This is a genomic window from Pseudomonas sp. Yb2C2 (assembly GCF_052112325.1).
In the GTDB taxonomy this organism is placed as follows: domain Bacteria; phylum Pseudomonadota; class Gammaproteobacteria; order Pseudomonadales; family Pseudomonadaceae; genus Aquipseudomonas; species Aquipseudomonas marginalis.
This window is the reverse complement of the sequence record NZ_JAVAJK010000035.1, coordinates 23,191-39,870: the sequence shown is the minus strand read 5'-3', so window position 1 is coordinate 39,870 and position 16,680 is coordinate 23,191. Positions and strand designations below refer to the sequence as shown.

The 16,680-nt window shown below is 64.1% G+C and carries 18 protein-coding genes and 1 pseudogene; 6 read left to right on the top strand and 13 right to left on the bottom strand.

Going from position 1 to position 16,680, the window contains the following annotated elements:
• Nucleotides 1-423: 423 nt before the first annotated feature.
• The 11 genes and pseudogenes from Q8X51_RS30320 to nirS all read right to left on the bottom strand — a co-directional run bounded on the left by Q8X51_RS30320 (nt 424) and on the right by nirS (nt 9,381).
• Complete coding sequence (locus Q8X51_RS30320; protein WP_407694398.1) at nt 424-1,878, bottom strand: cytochrome D1 domain-containing protein; 1,455 nt, start codon at nt 1,876-1,878, stop codon at nt 424-426.
• Entirely contained in the window at nt 1,875-2,714 is an 840-nt protein-coding gene (cobA, locus tag Q8X51_RS30315) for a uroporphyrinogen-III C-methyltransferase (protein WP_065948123.1), read from the bottom strand. The genes Q8X51_RS30320 and cobA overlap by 4 nt, the downstream gene beginning before the upstream one ends.
• A gap of 44 nt (nt 2,715-2,758) precedes the next feature.
• Nucleotides 2,759-3,940: a heme d1 biosynthesis radical SAM protein NirJ gene (gene nirJ / locus Q8X51_RS30310; protein ID WP_065948124.1), complete on the bottom strand. Its 1,182-nt coding sequence runs from the start codon at nt 3,938-3,940 to the stop codon at nt 2,759-2,761.
• Nucleotides 3,941-3,943: 3 nt separating this feature from the next.
• Complete coding sequence (gene ahbB / locus Q8X51_RS30305) at nt 3,944-4,453, bottom strand: siroheme decarboxylase subunit beta (protein WP_065948125.1); 510 nt, start codon at nt 4,451-4,453, stop codon at nt 3,944-3,946.
• Nucleotides 4,428-4,871 carry an Lrp/AsnC family transcriptional regulator gene (locus Q8X51_RS30300; protein ID WP_065924629.1) on the bottom strand — a complete coding sequence of 148 codons (444 nt, stop codon included), beginning with the start codon at nt 4,869-4,871 and terminating at the stop codon, nt 4,428-4,430. The genes ahbB (Q8X51_RS30305) and Q8X51_RS30300 overlap by 26 nt, the downstream gene beginning before the upstream one ends.
• Nucleotides 4,864-5,352: a siroheme decarboxylase subunit beta gene (gene ahbB, locus Q8X51_RS30295; RefSeq protein WP_407694404.1), complete on the bottom strand. Its 489-nt coding sequence runs from the start codon at nt 5,350-5,352 to the stop codon at nt 4,864-4,866. Before ahbB (Q8X51_RS30295) ends, Q8X51_RS30300 begins: the two co-directional genes overlap by 8 nt.
• Before the next feature lie 170 nt (nt 5,353-5,522).
• Nucleotides 5,523-5,972: pseudogene (locus tag Q8X51_RS30290) on the bottom strand (Lrp/AsnC family transcriptional regulator); the annotation flags it as partial.
• Between the two features lies 1 nt (nt 5,973).
• Complete coding sequence (locus Q8X51_RS30285; RefSeq protein ID WP_330214658.1) at nt 5,974-7,143, bottom strand: cytochrome D1 domain-containing protein; 1,170 nt, start codon at nt 7,141-7,143, stop codon at nt 5,974-5,976.
• Nucleotides 7,140-7,457 carry a c-type cytochrome gene (locus Q8X51_RS30280; protein WP_027607199.1) on the bottom strand — a complete coding sequence of 106 codons (318 nt, stop codon included), beginning with the start codon at nt 7,455-7,457 and terminating at the stop codon, nt 7,140-7,142. The genes Q8X51_RS30285 and Q8X51_RS30280 overlap by 4 nt, the downstream gene beginning before the upstream one ends.
• A gap of 16 nt (nt 7,458-7,473) precedes the next feature.
• The gene (locus Q8X51_RS30275) at nt 7,474-7,788 is read right to left on the bottom strand and encodes a c-type cytochrome (RefSeq protein ID WP_065948127.1); all 315 of its coding nucleotides are present in this window, start codon (nt 7,786-7,788) and stop codon (nt 7,474-7,476) included.
• 24 nt (nt 7,789-7,812) lie between these two features.
• Nucleotides 7,813-9,381 (bottom strand): nitrite reductase, encoded by a 1,569-nt coding sequence (gene nirS / locus Q8X51_RS30270; RefSeq protein ID WP_235865625.1) that lies wholly within the window; start codon nt 9,379-9,381, stop codon nt 7,813-7,815.
• A gap of 300 nt (nt 9,382-9,681) precedes the next feature.
• On the opposite strand from nirS, the gene Q8X51_RS30265 reads away from it, so the two are divergent.
• The 6 genes from Q8X51_RS30265 to Q8X51_RS30240 all read left to right on the top strand — a co-directional run bounded on the left by Q8X51_RS30265 (nt 9,682) and on the right by Q8X51_RS30240 (nt 15,600).
• Entirely contained in the window at nt 9,682-10,458 is a 777-nt protein-coding gene (locus Q8X51_RS30265; protein WP_407694397.1) for a CbbQ/NirQ/NorQ/GpvN family protein, read from the top strand.
• Complete coding sequence (locus Q8X51_RS30260; RefSeq protein ID WP_065924635.1) at nt 10,442-11,005, top strand: cytochrome c oxidase subunit 3; 564 nt, start codon at nt 10,442-10,444, stop codon at nt 11,003-11,005. Before Q8X51_RS30265 ends, Q8X51_RS30260 begins: the two co-directional genes overlap by 17 nt.
• Before the next feature lie 7 nt (nt 11,006-11,012).
• A complete protein-coding gene (locus Q8X51_RS30255) occupies nt 11,013-11,261 on the top strand; it encodes a cytochrome C oxidase subunit IV family protein (protein WP_407694396.1) in 249 nt (82 codons plus the stop codon).
• A 457-nt stretch (nt 11,262-11,718) separates the two neighbouring features.
• Entirely contained in the window at nt 11,719-12,159 is a 441-nt protein-coding gene (locus tag Q8X51_RS30250; RefSeq protein WP_074847069.1) for a c-type cytochrome, read from the top strand.
• 3 nt (nt 12,160-12,162) lie between these two features.
• The gene (locus Q8X51_RS30245) at nt 12,163-13,584 is read left to right on the top strand and encodes a cbb3-type cytochrome c oxidase subunit I (RefSeq protein WP_074847068.1); all 1,422 of its coding nucleotides are present in this window, start codon (nt 12,163-12,165) and stop codon (nt 13,582-13,584) included.
• A 174-nt stretch (nt 13,585-13,758) separates the two neighbouring features.
• Nucleotides 13,759-15,600: a nitric oxide reductase activation protein NorD gene (locus Q8X51_RS30240; RefSeq protein WP_407694395.1), complete on the top strand. Its 1,842-nt coding sequence runs from the start codon at nt 13,759-13,761 to the stop codon at nt 15,598-15,600.
• Here the strand turns inward: Q8X51_RS30240 and Q8X51_RS30235 are convergent.
• Together Q8X51_RS30235 and Q8X51_RS30230 are read right to left on the bottom strand one after the other, a co-directional pair.
• Nucleotides 15,594-15,785: a protein DnrP gene (locus tag Q8X51_RS30235; protein ID WP_407694394.1), complete on the bottom strand. Its 192-nt coding sequence runs from the start codon at nt 15,783-15,785 to the stop codon at nt 15,594-15,596. The two genes, Q8X51_RS30240 and Q8X51_RS30235, sit on opposite strands and share 7 nt — an antisense overlap.
• On the bottom strand, nt 15,782-16,465 hold the full coding sequence (locus Q8X51_RS30230) for a Crp/Fnr family transcriptional regulator (RefSeq protein ID WP_407694403.1): 684 nt from the start codon (nt 16,463-16,465) through the stop codon (nt 15,782-15,784). Before Q8X51_RS30230 ends, Q8X51_RS30235 begins: the two co-directional genes overlap by 4 nt.
• Between the last annotated feature and the right edge of the window lie 215 nt (nt 16,466-16,680).

The window sequence follows — 16,680 nt, the reverse complement described above, 5'->3', positions numbered from 1 at the left end:
TCCCACAGGGGATCAGCGGTGCCCATCAGACCTACGGCCGGACGTTTTCTACCTGTCAACAACATTCAAATGTGGGAGGGGCGGTGCGACGATTCGACTTGCTCCCGATAGCGGTGGGTCAGCCAGCCCCTCTATCAACTGTGCCGCCGTCATCGAAGCCTCGCTGAAGCTCGACATCTCCCACAGGGGATCAGCGGTGCCCACGAGATCTACAATCGGGCAACTTCCCACCTGCCAACCGAGCTCAAATGTGGGAGGGGCGGTGCGACGATTCGACTTGCTCCCGATAGCGGTGGGTCAGCCAGCCCCTCTATCAACTGTGCCGCCGCCATCGAAGCCTCGCTGAAGCTCGACATCTCCCACAGGGGATCAGCGGTGCCCATGCGCTCTACGACCTGGCTGCTGCCAGCCTGTCACCAGTGTTCAATGCGACGTCCCTTCCGCAAACTCCACCTTATTGCCCACGTTGTACTTGCCCGACGGTTTATTCATAGGGATACGCTTCACCTCCTCAAGCGTCCGGCTGTCATACACAATCAACGCCCCCTCCGTGGCCCAGATGCTCAGCACCACATACCGCCCATCCCGGGTGAATTCCACGTGGGCCGCCGTCTTGCCCGGCATCGGCCGCAGGGTGTGGGCGATCTCCAATGTCTGCTTGTCGATCAGATGAATCGCATCATTGTCCGGCCCGAAAAACACGTCGCTCCACACATAGCGCGAGTTCACATGGCTGCGCATGAAAAAGCCCGGCCCGAGGGTGGGAATCTGTTTGATCAGGCTCCAGGTCTTGAGGTCGATCACCGAGATTTGCCCCTTGCTGATATTCGGCGTGGCAAACACCCATTGCCCGTTGCGTTGCCAGTACGTCCCCGAACCCAGGTGCGGCATGCCGGACAGCGGGACGTCGGTGACCACGCGGCCGCTGTCCAGGTCGATCACCTGGCCGCCGCCGGCCTTGCGTGAGGTGGCGATCAGTTGCCGGTAGTCGGGCGAGAACGAGAAGTCGTCGAGCACGTCCTGGGCCTGGATGCGCCGGGGCTCGAAGCTGGGGCGGGCATCGGCATAGGACAATTCCCAGACTTCGTTCACGTCCTTGAGCGCGACGATAAAGCTGTTGCGCGGTGGTGCGGTGTACACCGCACTGACCCGTGAGCCCGTTTCCAGGGTCTTGACCAGCGACAGGTCGCGGGCATCCAGCAGCACCAGGTTGCCCGGCAGGTAGTTGCCCGCCAGCACCCAGCGCCCATCCTTGCTCACCGCCAGGTTGCGGGTGTTGAGGCCCACGCGGATCTCGGCGATCAGCTTGAGGTTGTGCAGGTCGTACTGGCTGATCCAGCCGTCCCGCGAGGCGAAGTACACAAAGCGTCCGTCCGGGGAGAATTTCGGCCCGCCGTGCACCGCGAAATGGGTGGGGAAACGGTCCAGCACGGCAAAGGTGTCGCCGTCGAGAATATCCATGTGATGGTCGCCGGATTCCACCACCACAAACAGGTTGAGCGGGTCGGCGTGATGCTGCGGCGTGCTCGGCAATTGGCGCAGGTCCGCCAGCACGCTGTGGCTGGTGCGGATGTCATGCTCGTTCCAGGTCGCCGGTGAGTCAGGCGGCTGTTGCAGAAACTGCGCCAGCCCATCCATCTGCGCGGCGCTCAGTTGCGCACTGAACGCGGCCATCTGGCTGGCGGGCCGGCCGTGTTCGATGACCTTGCGCACTTCATCCGGCTTGATCCGCCCCAGGCTCTCCGGCAGCAGCGCCGGGCCGGTGGCGCCGATGCGATTAAGCCCGTGGCAGCTTTCGCAATACTGGCGGTAGTCCTGCGCGGGCGTAGCGTGCGCGGCCGTGGCCCACAGCAGCGGCACCAGCAGCAGGCGCTTCATACCGCCACCGCTTCACGGGCCGGTGCCAGGCTGGCGGGGAAGTGCAGGGCGGCGTCGGCAAACAGGTTGACGACGTGGCCGATCACCGTCAGCGTCGGTACGCCGGGTTCGCAGTCGGCGGCCAGGGTGGGCAACTGGCGCAGGGTGCCACGGGCCACCTGTTGATCGGCGCGCGCACCGTTGCTGATCAGGGCGGCCGGCGTATCTGCGGGCAAACCGGCCGCCACCAAATGCTCGGCGATCAGTGCCAGGTTCGACAGGCCCATGTAGAACACCAGGGTCTGGCTCGGCTCGGCCAGGCTGGCCCATGGCAGTTTCAACGCGCCGTCGCGTTGCAGGTGGCCGGTGACGAAGCGGCACGAATTGACCAGCTCGCGGTGGGTCAGCGGGATACCGGCATAGGCGCTGCAGCCGGAGGCGGCGGTGATGCCCGGCACCACCTGGCACGGGATACCGCGCGCGAGCAGGTACTCCAGCTCCTCGGCGCCGCGCCCGAAGATAAACGGGTCGCCGCCCTTGAGGCGCACCACCCGCTGGCCCTGGTCGGCCAACTCAGCCAGCAGTTCATTGAGTTGATCCTGGGGCAGGCTGTGACAGCCGCTGGCCTTGCCCACGTAGTGGCGGGCGCAGGTCAGTGGGATCAGCGCCAGCAATTCAGCGCTGATCAGCCGGTCGAACACCACCGCATCGGCCTGCATCAACAGGCTCCAGGCGCGCAGGGTCAGCAGGCGCGGGTCACCGGGGCCGGCGCCCACCAACGCGACTTCGCCGGGGTGCAAGGGGCTGTGCAGACTGGCCGGCAGGCCAATTGAAGGTTGGGCAGTTGAAGTGTGCATGAGACGTCCTTGGTTCATCATCAGGTAGGCGGCCCCCGGTTGTGTCACCGGGTGGTCGAGCAAGGGATCAGGGTCGGCGGCTGGCAGGCGATCTCGGCGTCGCTGAAGTAGCAACCGGGGTCCGGGCCCCACAGGTCGCCATCGGCCCAGGCGCGGGTGCGGGTATTGCCGTTGCAGATCGCCAGCCAGCGGCACTCGGCGCAGCGTCCGCCAATGCTTCGCGGGTGTTCGCGCAGGCGTAGCAGCAACGGGTCGGGCTGCTCCAGCCAGAGTTGGCGGAAGGTGGTGTTGCGCACATTGCCCACCGATTGCTGCCACCAGTAGGTGTCCGGGTGCACCTCGCCGGTGTTGTCGATATTGGCGATGCCGCTGCCCGAGGCATTGCCGCCCCAGCCGTGCAGCAGGTGTTCAAGCTGCGGGTAGTGTTCGGGCAGGTGCTGGTGCACCCATTGCAGCAACAGCACGGCGTCGGCGTCGTTGTTGCCGCTGACGAAATCGCTGTCCACGCCGTGTTGAATATCGCTCCAGGCCTGCTGGAAGATCAGCGCCATGGCCTCGCGGCTCATCTGCCGGTGCGCATCCAGCTGGCGGCTGCGCTTGCCGCGCCCGCTGTAGTTGAGGTGCGACAGGTAGAACTTCTGCACGTCATAGGTGCGCATCAGCGCCAGCAACTGCGGGAGCTGCCCATGGTTGTCCTGGGTCAGGGTGGTGCGCAGGCCCACGCGAATCCCGGCTTCGCGGCACAGGCGGATGGCGTGCATGGAGCGCTGGAAACTGCCGTGCAGTTGGCGAAACGCATCGTGGGTCGCCTCCAGGCCGTCGATGCTGATGCCCACATAGTCGAAGCGCGCGTCGGCGATCTGCTGGATGTTGTGCTCATCGATCAGCGTGCCGTTGGTCGACAGCGCGACGAAAAAACCCTTGTCACGGGCATAGGCGCTGAGCTCGAAGAGGTCTTCGCGCAGCAGCGGCTCGCCCCCGGACAGGATCAACACGCGAACCCCGGCGTCGTGCAAATCGTCGATCACCCGCAATGCTGCCGGGGTGTCGAGTTCATCGCGAAACACGCTGTCGGCGCTGGTGGCGTAGCAGTGCTTGCAGGTGAGATTGCAGCGCCGCAGCAGGTTCCAGATCACCACCGGCGGCCGCTCTCTGCCAGGGGGCGAGGTGCGCGGCGGCGGGCATTGGCCGGCGAGGGTGCGCAGGTACTGACTGATTCGCAGCATGGGCTATTCCTTTGAGTGCGCCGGCGTCAGGCGCAGGCCGGTCTTTTTCAGGATGCGGCTGCTCACCAGCATCTCGTCGGCGTGGCAGGCATCCCCCAGCAGGAAACGCAGGTGCTCGCGGTAGCTGTCGATTTCTTCGCGGCTGCGGCCATGCACCATGGCGAACAGGTTGTAGGGCCAGTTCGGGCGCCGGGGGCGACGGTAGCAATGGCTGACAAACGGCTGGGCGCCGAGCAGTTCTCCCAGGCGCGGCAGGTGCACATCGGCCACGTCCCACACGGTCATGCCGTTATGCCGATAGCCCAGGCGGTAGTGGTTGGGCACGGCGGCGATACGCCGGATCGCGCCTTCGGCCTGCAGGCGCTTGAGCAGGTCGAGGGTCGATTCGACGCTGATGCCCAACTGCTCGGCGAGCCAGGCCCACGGGTCCTCCACCAGCGGCAGGCCGCTTTGGGTGAGGGCGACCAGCTGCAGGGCCAGGGTGTTGTCAGACCGGGAAATACAGACCGACATGGTAGGTGTGCTCCTTCGGCAGATTGAGCACCGCCAGCCCGGTGAGGGCCTCGATGTGCGATAGGGTGGCGGCCAACTCCTGCGCGGTGGCGCAGGCCAGCACGAACCACATGTTCCAGCGGTGTTCGCGGCGGTAGTTGTGGGCCACCTGGGGCAGGGCGTTGAGCTGCTCGGCGACCGCGTCAAAGCGCGCCTCGGGTACGGCGAGCGCCGCGAGGGTGAAAGCGCCGCCGAGACGCTCGATATCGAACATCGGGCCGAAGCGCGTGAGCACGCCGTCTTCGAGCAGGGCATACAAGCGGTCGAGCAGTTCACTCGGATGGCTGTGCAGTTCCTCTGCCACCTGTTGCCAGGTCTGGCGCACCAGCGGCAGGCCGTGTTGCAGGCGGTTGATCAATTGTCGATCCAGCTCATCCATGGGCCCATACCTGTGACGTCGGCGGCGCGAAACGCCCGCCGCATTGCTTGAAGGCGCGGGTGCTGAACAGCAGTTGGTGGGGCAGGTCGCTGAGCAGATGCTGCTCCAGCAACGCCTGGATCTGCGCCTCGACCACCGCGCGCTCGCGCCCGTGCACCATGCAGAACAGGTTGTAGCGCCACTGCGGCAGGCGTCGCGGGCGCTGGTAACACAGATTCACGCCGGGCGCGCGGCCCAGGCGCGCACCGACTTCATCGACCAGCGCATCCGGCACATCCAGCACCAGCATGGCGTTGGCCACATAGCCCAGGGCGCGGTGATTGAGCACCAGGCCGACACGACGGAACAGGCCCTGGTCGTGCCATTGCTGCATCTGTTGCAGCACCTGATCGTGGTGGGCACCAATCTGCTCGGCGAGCTCGTCGTAGGGCCGTGGCACGATGGGCAAACCGCGTTCCAGGCACTGGCGCAGATCGAGCATCTGCTCGTGGTTCAGTAGCGCGATCACGGCTGCTCTCCCAAACTACCCACCTCAAAAAAATCTCCCGTAGCAGCTGCCGAGCCTTGGCGAGGCTGCGTTTGCGGTGTGTCTGACCCACCGCTGACGCAGCCTCGCCAAGGCTCGGCAGCTGCTACGCGCGGGGCTTCTCCCGCTTCGAGGGGGAAACCGAGGTCGATGCGATAGGCGGTGAGCATCGGCAGGTCCAGGGGCGTGAGGCCGGTGTCTTGCTCCAGCTCATCGAGGATCTGCTGCAGGTGCTGGCGGTGGGGCCCGGTGAGCACGAACCATAGGTTGTAATGATGCTCGCGGGCGTAGTTGTGATTGACCTCCGGGTACTGGCTGACCCGCGCGGCCACCTGTTCCAGGCGCTCGATCGGCACCGCCAGGGCGGCCAGGGTGCTGGCGCCCGCGCGGGTGTGTTCGAACACCGGGCCGATGCGCGACAAGGCGCCGGCCAGTTCCAGGCGTTGCAGGCAGGCCATCACCTCGGCCGCGCTGCAACCCAGCACCTGGGCCATTTCGCGGTAGGGCTCGGCGCACAGCGGCATGCCGTGCTGGAAGCGTTCGATCAATTGCTGGCTGAGCGAATCAAGGTCCATTTCAATACCCCATTTTTTGCGCGCGCAGGCTGAAGAAAATCCCGCTGGGACTCTGGGCCGGCAGGCTTTTCAGCAGGGTCAGGCGGTACGGGTCCCACACTTGCAGCTGTTCGCCATCGCGCACCGACAGCCACAGTTGCTCGCCACGCCCGCTGAATTCCATGTGCAGCACACCGGGGCCGGGGCGTAGGTCGGCGACCACTTGGTGGGTTTCGGTGTCGAGTACCTGCACCCGGTCGTTGTCCGGGTAGGCGAAGTTGACCCACAACTGGCGCCCGTCGGGCCGCGCAGTGACAAAGATCGGCTGCCCGGCCACCGGGATCGCCGCCGTCTGCTGCCAGGTGCGCGCGTCCATCACCAGCACCTGGTGGCGTCCCACCGCCGGCACGAACGCCTGGTCATCGGCGACGGCCCAGCCCTCCAGGTGGGGCATCTTGTACACCGGCAGCTTGGCCTCGCCCCGGCCATAGTCCTTGAGCACACGCACCACGCCGCGCTCCGGGTGCCACAGGTCGAGCTGGGCCATGCCGTCTTCACCGAACAGCCCGGCCATGTAGTAGCGGCCGTCGGCGGTGATCAGCGCGTCATAGGGTTGCTCGCCGACCTCCTTGAAGCGGGTGATGAGCGGCGGGTTGCCGTGGCTGAAGTCGGCGCTCCAGATCTCGCCGGTGTCGAACAGGCTGAACACGAAGCGCTGCCCGGGCGCATCCACCAGGCCGACCACCCGCGAGCGTTTGCCATCGGCCATTTCCGTCGAGGGGATGTCGGCAATGAGTGCCAGGTTCTCGGCATCGAACACCTTGACCCCGCCCGGCACGTAATTGGATACGGCGATCAAGCGCCCATCCTGGCTGATGGCGCCGCCGATGCTGTTGCCGCCCTGGACGATGCGCCGCTCGATGCGTTGGCGCAGCAGGTCGATCTTGGTCAGGCCGCCATCGCGGGCAAACACGTAGGCATAGCGCTGGTCGCGGGAAAACACCGCCGAGGCGTGGGACAGGTCGCCCAGCCCCTCGATACGGGCCAGTTCGGTCATGCCGGTGCTCTCGATAATCTGCACGCTGCCACTGGCGCGTTCGATCACCAGGCCCAGGTCGCCGCTGCCGCGCAAGGCGGGTTGGGCGCAGGCACCCAGCAACAGGCACAGGGATAACAGGGTAGGACGCATCATGGTGGGGGGCTTCCTTGCAATAGGCGGTCGACCAGCCAGGCAATATCGCCGGCACTCAGCAGCGGGCCCCAACCGGGCATGGCGCGGGCAGGGCGGCCGTAGGTCACGGTGGCGATCAGGCTGTCGCGGCTGTGGTGGGCCAGGGCTTGCGGTGTGAGGGCCGGGCCCAGGCCGCCGGTGAGGTGCAGGCCATGGCAGGCCCCGCAATCCTGGGTCAACAGGTGTTCAAGGCGGGCAGCGTCCGGGGTGGCCGCTGCCCGCGCGGGAATCAGCAGGAGCAGCGCCATGGCCGTACCGATCATCGATGCTTGCATGGCGTGCTCCTTGTGCTTATTTCAAGGTCAGGACCCAATCGGCCAACACCTTGGCTTCATCATCGGTGACCTGGTTCGGCGGCATCGGCACCGGCCCCCAGTTGCCCTGGGTACCGTTCTTGATGTGGCTGGCCAGGGTGGTGGCTGCGTCTTTCACACCGGCATTCTTGGCGGCGACGTCCTTCAAGGCCGGCCCCACCAGTTTGCTGTCAATCATGTGGCAGCCCACACAGGGTTTGCTGTTGAACAACCCCGGCCCGTCTTGTGCCAACACCGGTTGCAGGCTGAGCGCAGCGGCGGATGCCAGCAGTGCGAGGAGAATATTTTTCATTCGGTGACCTCGTGTTGATGGGGCTCAATAAATGTCGTGTTGGGTGTTGTAGACGTTGAATTTTCCGGTCGGCGTGATCAGGCGCTTGTCGCGGATCACCTGCTTGAGCTTCAAGGTCTTGTCATCGATCACTACCAGCGCCGACTCTTCGGTCTGGCCGTTCCACACCGAGAACCACACCTCGTCACCGGCCTTGTTGTATTCCGGTTGCACCACCCGCAGCGCGCCTTGCTTGATGCCCGAATACTCGGCAATCGGCAGCACGGTGTAGCCCTTGTCCAGCTGGTTGATGTCGAACACCGCCACCGACTGGCTGAGCTTGGCGTCGGGGTTGAGGGTGGTGTCGACATACAGGTGATGGGAGTTGGGGTGGGTCTTGATAAACAGCGAACCGCCGCCCTGGCCCTTGAGGGATTCCACCTGCTTCCAGGCGTATTGCGGGTGCTTGACCGGGTCGGTGCCGATCACCGAAATACCGCCGTCGCCCAGGTGGCTGGTAGCCCACACCGGGCCGTATTTGGGGTGAATGAAGTTGGCGCCACGGCCAGGGTGCGGGGTCTTGCCGACCTCTACCAACGCGGTGAGCTTGCGCTCCTTGGAGTCGATCACCGCGACCTTGTTGGAGTTATTCGCGGCGGTCATGAAGTAGCGGTGGGTGCTGTCCCAGCCGCCGTCATGCAGGAACGGCGCGGCGTCGATGGTGGTGATGGTGAGGTTCTTGATGTCCTGGTAATTGACCAGCATCACCTTGCCGGTTTCCTTGATATTGACGATGAACTCCGGCCACTCGTGGGAGGCGATGATCGCCGCCACGCGGGGTTCGGGGTGGTATTCCTGCTTATCGACGGTCATGCCCCGGGTGGACACGATCTGCCTGGGCTCCAGGGTTTCGCCATCCATGATGGTGAACTGCGGCGGCCAGTAGGAGCCGGCAATCGCGTACTTGTCTTCATAGCCCTTGAACTTCGAAGTCTCCACCGAGCGCGCTTCGATACCCACCTTGATCTCGGCGACTTTGGTCGGCTCCAGGGGCCACAGGTCGATCATGTCGATCTTGGCATCGCGGCCGATCACCAGCAGGTAGCGGCCAGACGCGGAGATACGCGAGATATGCACGGCGTAACCGGTGTCGATCAGCTTGATGATCTGCTTGGTGTCACCGTCCACCAGGGCGATCTTGCCGTCGTCGCGCAGGGTGACCGAGAACAGGTTTTGCAGGTTGAGGGTGTTCAGTTGTTTTTTCGGCCGGTCTTCGGGCTTGACCAGCACTTTCCAGGTCTTGAGGGTTTCGGCCATGCCCCATTCAGGCGGGGTGGGCGCGGTGTGTTGGATGAAGGTGGCCATGCTGGTGATCTGCGCCTTGGTCAGCGCATTGGACGTGCCCCAGTTGGGCATGCCGGCCGGGGAGCCGTAGGTGATCAGCGCTTCCAGATAGGCCTGGCCACGGGCCTGGGTGATGTCCGGGGTCAGCGGCTTGCCGGTGGCGCCCTTGCGCAACACGCCGTGGCAGCCTGCGCAGCGTTCGAAGTAAATCTGCTTGGAGGCGTCGAACTCCGCCTGGCTCATATCCGGCGCGCCGGGGCTTTTCACCATCCCGGTCGGCGCGTCGCCATGGGCGTTGATGGGCAATGCGAGGGCCAGGGCGCAGCTCAGGCTGGCAAGACTCAGGACCCAGGGTTTTCTGTTGCGAGTCAGCATTCCATATCTCCTCAGGCAAGACCTTTGCGATGCCCGGCGAAGGCGGGGTAGAGCGCAGGTTCTTAGTGCCAGGCAAGACTATGTTGCAGTGGCGCAAGGCTCGCTTGACGGCGATCAAGTTTGCCGTTGTACGTGCTTGCCAGGTTGTCGCAGGGGCCCTTAGCGTGGGGGCCGAACCCGTTGCGAGTACGCGTAATGACCGAGCCCTTCTACCAACCGCAGGACAACGAACAGCAGCTGTTCGAACACGCCTGGCGCCACCACCTGCCGGTGATGATCAAAGGCCCCACGGGCTGTGGCAAGACGCGCTTCGTGCAGCACATGGCGCACCGCCTGAACCTGCCGCTGTACACCGTGGCCTGCCACGACGACCTCAGCGCCGCCGACCTGCTCGGCCGCCACCTGATCGGCACCGACGGCACCTGGTGGCAGGACGGCCCACTGACCCGCGCCGTGCGCGAAGGCGGGATCTGCTACCTCGACGAAGTTGTCGAAGCACGCCAGGACACCGCCGTGGTGCTGCACCCGATTGCCGATGAACGCCGTGAACTGTTCCTGGAACGCACCGGCGAAGTGCTCAAGGCGCCGTCGTCGTTCATGCTGGTGGTGTCGTACAACCCCGGCTACCAGAACCTGCTCAAGGGCATGAAACCCAGCACCCGCCAGCGCTTCGTGGCGATGCGGTTTGCCTACCCGCCGGTGGCCGACGAAGAACGCATCGTCGCCCGCGAGGCCGGTGTGGATGTGGCGCTGGCCGCCCAGGTCGTGCGCCTGGGCCAGGCGTTGCGTCGGCTTGACCAGCATGACCTGGAGGAGGTGGCCTCCACCCGGCTGCTGATCTTCACCGCCCGCCTGATCGGCGCCGGCATGAGCCCACGCGAAGCCTGCCTGGCGTGCCTGGCAGAACCGCTGAGCGACGACCCGCAGACCGTCGCCGCGCTGATGGACGTGGTGGATGTGCACTTTGCCTGAACCGCGCCGGCTGCCAGGCGACCTGGCGATGTGGTTTTTTATCCTCGCCGAGCTGTCGGTGTTCGCGATTCTGATCCTCACGTTTGCCGTGACCCAGGTGCTCAAGCCCGAGCTGTTTGCCGCCGGGCGCGCACAGCTGGATACCTCGACCGGGTTGGCGATGACCTTGAGCCTGCTGACCGCAGGCTTGTTGGCAGCGTTGGCGGTGCAGCAGGTGCGATTGCAGCGCTGGCGACGCGGCGCCGGTTTGTTCGTCGCGGCGTTGTTGGTGGCGCTGGTGTATGTGGCGATCAAACTCACCGAGTACGCCCACCTGGGCGCTGCCGGACTGGGCCTGGAGCACAGCACGTTTTTTACCTTGTACTGGATACTCACGGGGTTTCATTTCCTGCATGTGCTACTGGGGATGGTGATTCTCGGGTGGCTGGCGCTGGGCTGCTGGTGCGGCGGGCTGTCAGTCGGCGGGCTGGAGTCCGGGGTGCTGTATTGGCACATGGTGGATCTGGTGTGGGTGGTGTTGTTTCCGCTGGTCTATGTGATTCGCTGAGGTGTGTATGACGGGTTCCCGGACGCTGATCCTGTGTTGGCTGATGTTGGTGGTGCTGAGCGTTGGCACTGTACTGACGGGGGCGTCCGGGTTGTGGTGGGGGGTGTTGTTGCTGGCGGTGGTCAAGGGATGGGTGATTGTGGATGGGTTTATGGCGTTGCGGCGTGGGCCGTGGTTGTGGCGGTTTGTGATGGTGGGGTGGGTGGGGGTGTTGATCGCGTTGGTTGGGCTGAGTACATATCCGTTTTTTCGGTAACGGCGGCCTATGGTTCCGCTCTTACAGCGGGTCACTTTGGAAAAGAGCCGGAATGCCGGCCCAGCCCAAAGTAACCAAAGGGCTCTTGCCCCAACACTCGGTGCCTCGCCTAGGCTCGGCATACCCTCACTCCGGCTTGAATCCGTGGGCCGCCGTCATGGGCCAAGGATGGCCCATCGCGGCGGCCCACGCTCCAAAGCCTTCGTTCGGGCACACCGAGCCTAGGCGAGGTGCCGAGTGTTGGGGCGAAGCGTTTTTTACTTTTGGCGCTCTTCCAAAAGTGACCCGCTGTAAGAGCGGAACCATAGGCCGCCGTTACCTTAATAACGGATATGTACCCAACCCCCCCCCAAAAAAAAATACCCCACCAAAACCATCAACAATTCTTGATCGCCATCAAGCAGTTTCCACCCCCCACCTCCCTATCATTCCCTGGCCAAGCAATGAGGAAGCGACCATGTCAGAGACCTTCACCAAGGGCATGGCCAGGAATATCTACTTCGGAGGAAGCGTGTTCTTCTTCCTGATTTTCCTGGCCCTGACCTACCACACCGAACAAACCTTTCCCGCCCGCAGCAACGTCGACCAACTCAGCGAATCCGTCGTTCGCGGCAAGGGCGTCTGGGAGCGCAACAACTGCGTCGGCTGCCACACCTTGCTGGGCGAGGGCGCTTATTTCGCGCCGGAGCTGGGCAATGTGTTCAAGCGCCGGGGCGGTGAAGAAGGGTTCAAGCCGTTCCTGCATGCCTGGATGAAAATGCAGCCCCTGGGTGTACCGGGGCGGCGGGCCATGCCGCAATTCAATCTCAGTGACCAGGAGGTGGACGATATGGCCGAGTTCCTCAAATGGAGCTCGAAGATCAATACCAATAACTGGCCACCGAACAAGGAGGGCTGAGCCATGCGCAGTGCCAATCCATACTTGAAATTCCAATCCCAGGCCGTGGCCAAACCCTACTTTGTGTTCGCCCTGATCCTGTTTCTCGGTCAGGTGCTGTTCGGTTTGATCATGGGCCTGCAATACGTGATCGGCGACTTTCTGTTCCCGTTGATCCCCTTCAACGTGGCACGGATGGTCCACACCAACCTGCTGATCGTGTGGCTGCTGTTCGGCTTTATGGGCGCGGCTTACTACCTGATACCCGAGGAGGCCGAACGCGAGCTGCACAGCCCGAAACTGGCGATCATCCTGTTCTGGGTGTTCGCCGCCGCCGGGGTGTTGACCATCCTCGGCTACCTGATGGTGCCGTATGCGGCGCTGGCCAGGCTGACCCACAACGAGCTGCTGCCGACCATGGGTCGTGAGTTCCTGGAGCAACCGACCATTACCAAAATGGGCATCGTCGTGGTGTGCCTGGGCTTTCTGTACAACATCGGCATGACCCTGCTCAAGGGCCGCAAGACCACCGTCAGCATGGTGATGATGACCGGGTTGATTGGTCTCGCGGTGTTCTTCCTGTTCTCTTTCTACAACCCCGGCAACCTGGCGCGTGACAAGTTCTACTGGTGGTGGGTGGTGCATCTGTGGGTCGAAGGTGTGTGGGAGCTGATCATGGGCTCGATGCTGGCCTTCGTGCTGATCAAGGTCACCGGCGTCGACCGCGAAGTGGTGGAGAAATGGCTTTACGTGATCATCGCCATGGCCTTGATCACCGGGATCATCGGTACCGGTCACCACTTCTTCTGGATCGGCGCGCCCGAGGTGTGGCTGTGGGTCGGTTCGATCTTTTCGGCCCTGGAGCCGCTGCCGTTCCTGGCGATGGTGATGTTCGCCTTCACCATGGTGAAGCAACGTCGGCGCCAGCACCCGAATCGCGCGGCGACGTTGTGGGCCAAGGGCACCACGGTCACGGCGTTCTTCGGCGCAGGCGTGTGGGGGTTCCTGCACACCCTGGCACCGGTCAACTTCTACACCCACGGCACCCAACTCACCGCCGCCCACGGGCACCTGGCGTTCTTCGGTGCCTACGCCATGATCGTGATGACCCTGATCAGCTACGCCATGCCCCGCCTGCGCGGTATCGGTGAAGCGCCGGACGCGCGTTCGCAGACCCTCGAAATCCGGGGCTTCTGGCTGATGGTGCTGTCGATGGTGATGATCACGCTGTTCCTCACCGCCGCCGGGGCCGTGCAGGTCTGGCTGCAACGCTGGCAGGTGGACGGGGTGGCCTTGCCGTTCATGGCCACGGTGGAGCATTTGCAGGGACTGTTCTGGGCGCGGTTGGTCAGTGGGGTGGTGTTCCTGCTCGGGCTGGTCTGCTACCTATGCAGCTTCCGGCAACGCGCCCGGATGGCTGGAGCACCGGTGCCGATCGTCTACTGAAGTAATGCGGTCCAAATGTGGCAGGGAGCTTGCTGTGGCGAGCGGGCTTGCTGTGGTGAGCGGGCTTGCCCCGCGCTGGGCTGCGCAGCAGCCCCCTGGAATCTGCGGTAAGCCCCCCTCCCACATTTGCACCGCAGTGTGCCCGTCGAATACCCATTAGTTGGAGCCCCTCCCATGGCCTTCACCCTTGAGCTGGAAGAATGGATCGGCAGTGCCTGGCACCGCTTTATCACCCGCCGCGCCAGCGCCGATTTCCCGGCGGCGCGGGTCGAGCTGGTCGACCGCCAGCGCAGCCTCGCCGTATTGTTTCGCGCCTTGGGCGGTGCCAGCGGGATCGCCCTCGAAGCCGCCAGCGAACGCGACCTGCTGCTGCGCCGCAACCTGTTGATGCGCATCGCCGGCACCTGCCGGCATGCGCCGCTGGCCTCCTGCGATGGCAACCGCCTGCGCCTGCCGTCGAGTCTGGCGGTGTACCCCACCGTCGCCTTGAACCGGGAGCTGTACCGATGGCTGGCGCTGCTGGCCGCCCATGCAGGCCCCATGGCCCATTGGGCCCGGGACAACCAGCGCTGGACCTGGCTGCTGCTGCAACGCTACCCGGCGCTGTTGCCCAGTTACCAGCGCCTGGTGGACGCCCATATTACGCTGCGCCCCGACCCGGCCAGCCTGAGCCCCGCTGAAGCTGCCCTGGAAAAAGCCTTGCGCAAGGCCCTGCGCGAGCCCGGCAGCGTGCGCCATTTACCCCGCAGCGAACGCGCCGCCTGGCCGTTGCCCTTATGGCTTTACCCGCCGTTGCACCTGGACACGCCCCAGGCCCTCGACCTTGAAGACGACGGCGACGACCTCGCCACCCCGTCCGGGGAGCAGCAGGGCGCGCCCAAACGTGCCAGCCGTGTGGATGATCACAGCCGTGATGGCGGCCTACTGGTGGTGCGCCTGGAAAACCTGTTCAGCTGGACCGAGCACGTCGACCTCGATCGCTGGGCCGACGACAGTGAGGACCCGGACGCCGCCCGCGTCGCCGAAGACCTCGACCAGTTGAGCCTGTCGCGCCAGCGCGTGCGCAAGAGTGGCGGCTTGAAGCTGCACCTCGACCTGCCTCCTGCCGAAGTGGATGACATCCCCCTCGGCGAGGGCATCAAGCTGCCCGAGTGGGATTACCGTCAACAATGCCTGCAACCCGGTTTCGTCAATCTGCAACGGATGCAGCCACGTGCCGATGCACCGCAACCGTTACCAGCCCGATTACTCGGCCCGGCCCAGCGCCTGCGCCGCCAGTTCCAGCAGCTGCGCACCGACCGCCAATGGCTGCGCCAGCAACCCCAGGGCGCGGAGCTGGACCTGCAAGCCTGGGTGGATTTCCAGGTGCAACGCCAACACGGCGCCTGCACCGAGCGCGGCTTGTACCAGGAGCAACGTCACACCCGACGCGACCTGGCATGCCTGCTGCTGGCGGACCTGTCGATGTCCACCGACGCGCATTTGAACGACGAGCAAAAGGTCATCGACGTGATCCGCGACAGCCTGTTGCTGTTCGGCGAAAGCCTGGACGGGCTGGGGGATGCGTTTGCGTTGTATGGCTTCTCGTCCCTGCGCCGCCATCAGGTGCGCCTGCACCAGCTCAAGACCTTCGAGCAAGTCTATGACGACCGCACGCGCGGCTGCATCCAGGCCCTCAAACCGGGGTACTACACGCGCATGGGCGCCGCGATTCGCCAGGCCACCCAGTTGCTGGGCGCGTGCAAACAGCGGCGCAAGTTGTTGTTGCTACTGACCGATGGCAAACCCAATGACCTGGATCTGTATGAGGGCCGCTACGGGGTCGAAGACACCCGCCAGGCAGTGGTCGAGGCGCGGCGCCAGGGCCTGATTCCGTTCTGCATCACCATCGACAGACAGGCCGGGGATTATTTGCCCTATATGTTCGGTGCCCATGGCTACACCCTGATCCGCCAGCCGGAGCAGCTGCCGCTGCGGTTGCCCCAGCTGTACCGGCAACTGACCGAGGGTCAGTAGAAGTCGCGCGGCAACCAGAAGAACATCGCGATGCAAAACAGCGTCAGGCTCAGGCAGAACCACTGGAAACGCCGCAAGCGAAGGGACTGTATGCCTGCGTCCGAGGCGGGCAGGGCCATACCGCAATCCGTGCACTGCTGATGCTTGTCGGCATTGCGCTGCTGGCAGTACAGACAGGTTTTCACTCGAATTGCTCCAGGCGCAGCCGGTCCAGAATGGCGATCTGACGTCCGTCCTGGGTGATGATCTTTTCATCGATCAGGCGCCGGATAATCCGCGAAAAGGTTTCCGGCTGGATCGACAGATGCCCGGCAATCAACTGCTTGGCCATGGGCAGTTCGAAGGTGGCCTCGGTGCTGTGCAGGCACATCAGTTGGGTCAGCAGGTAGCGCACCACGCGGTGGGTGGCGTTTTTCAGCGACAGGGTCTCGATCTCGTTGACCCGCTGGTGCAGGCGCACGCACAACGTGCCGAGCAGGGCGAAGGTCAGGCGGCTGTTGCTGTGCAGCAGGCGCATGTAGGTGGCGTTGGACAAACGGTACAACTGGGTGGGGCACACCGCTTCGGCGCAGGCCACGTAGTTGGGGGTGTCCATCAGCATCATGGCCTCGGCGAAGGTCTGGCGCTCGCCGATCACTTCGAAGACCTTCTCCTGGCCGTCGGGGGTCAAACGGTAGATCTTCACCGCACCGGCAATCACGAAGTAAAACGCATCGGCCGGTTCGCCCTGGCGGAACAGCGGCTCGCCTTTGTCGATACTCAGCAACTGGCTGTTGCCCATCAGCTCGTTGAGTTCTTCGTCGTTCAGCGGTTCGAACAGGTGATGGCTGCGCAGGATCTGGTGGTGCACGCGATGCAGCACCATGCCCGGTTCCTTGAACAGCAGCGGGGCGTTCACACCAGCACCAGCGAAAGCCCGCTGGCGGCGGCCAGCATGGAGCCGAGGATCACAAACCAGGCGAGGGGGACATAGGCGTTTTTCATCATGGCTCCAAAGCATGCTAAAGGTGTTGTAGGAGCGAGCTTGCTCGCGAAAAACCCACAGACACCGCGTTTAATCAGGATGCCCGCGTCATCGTT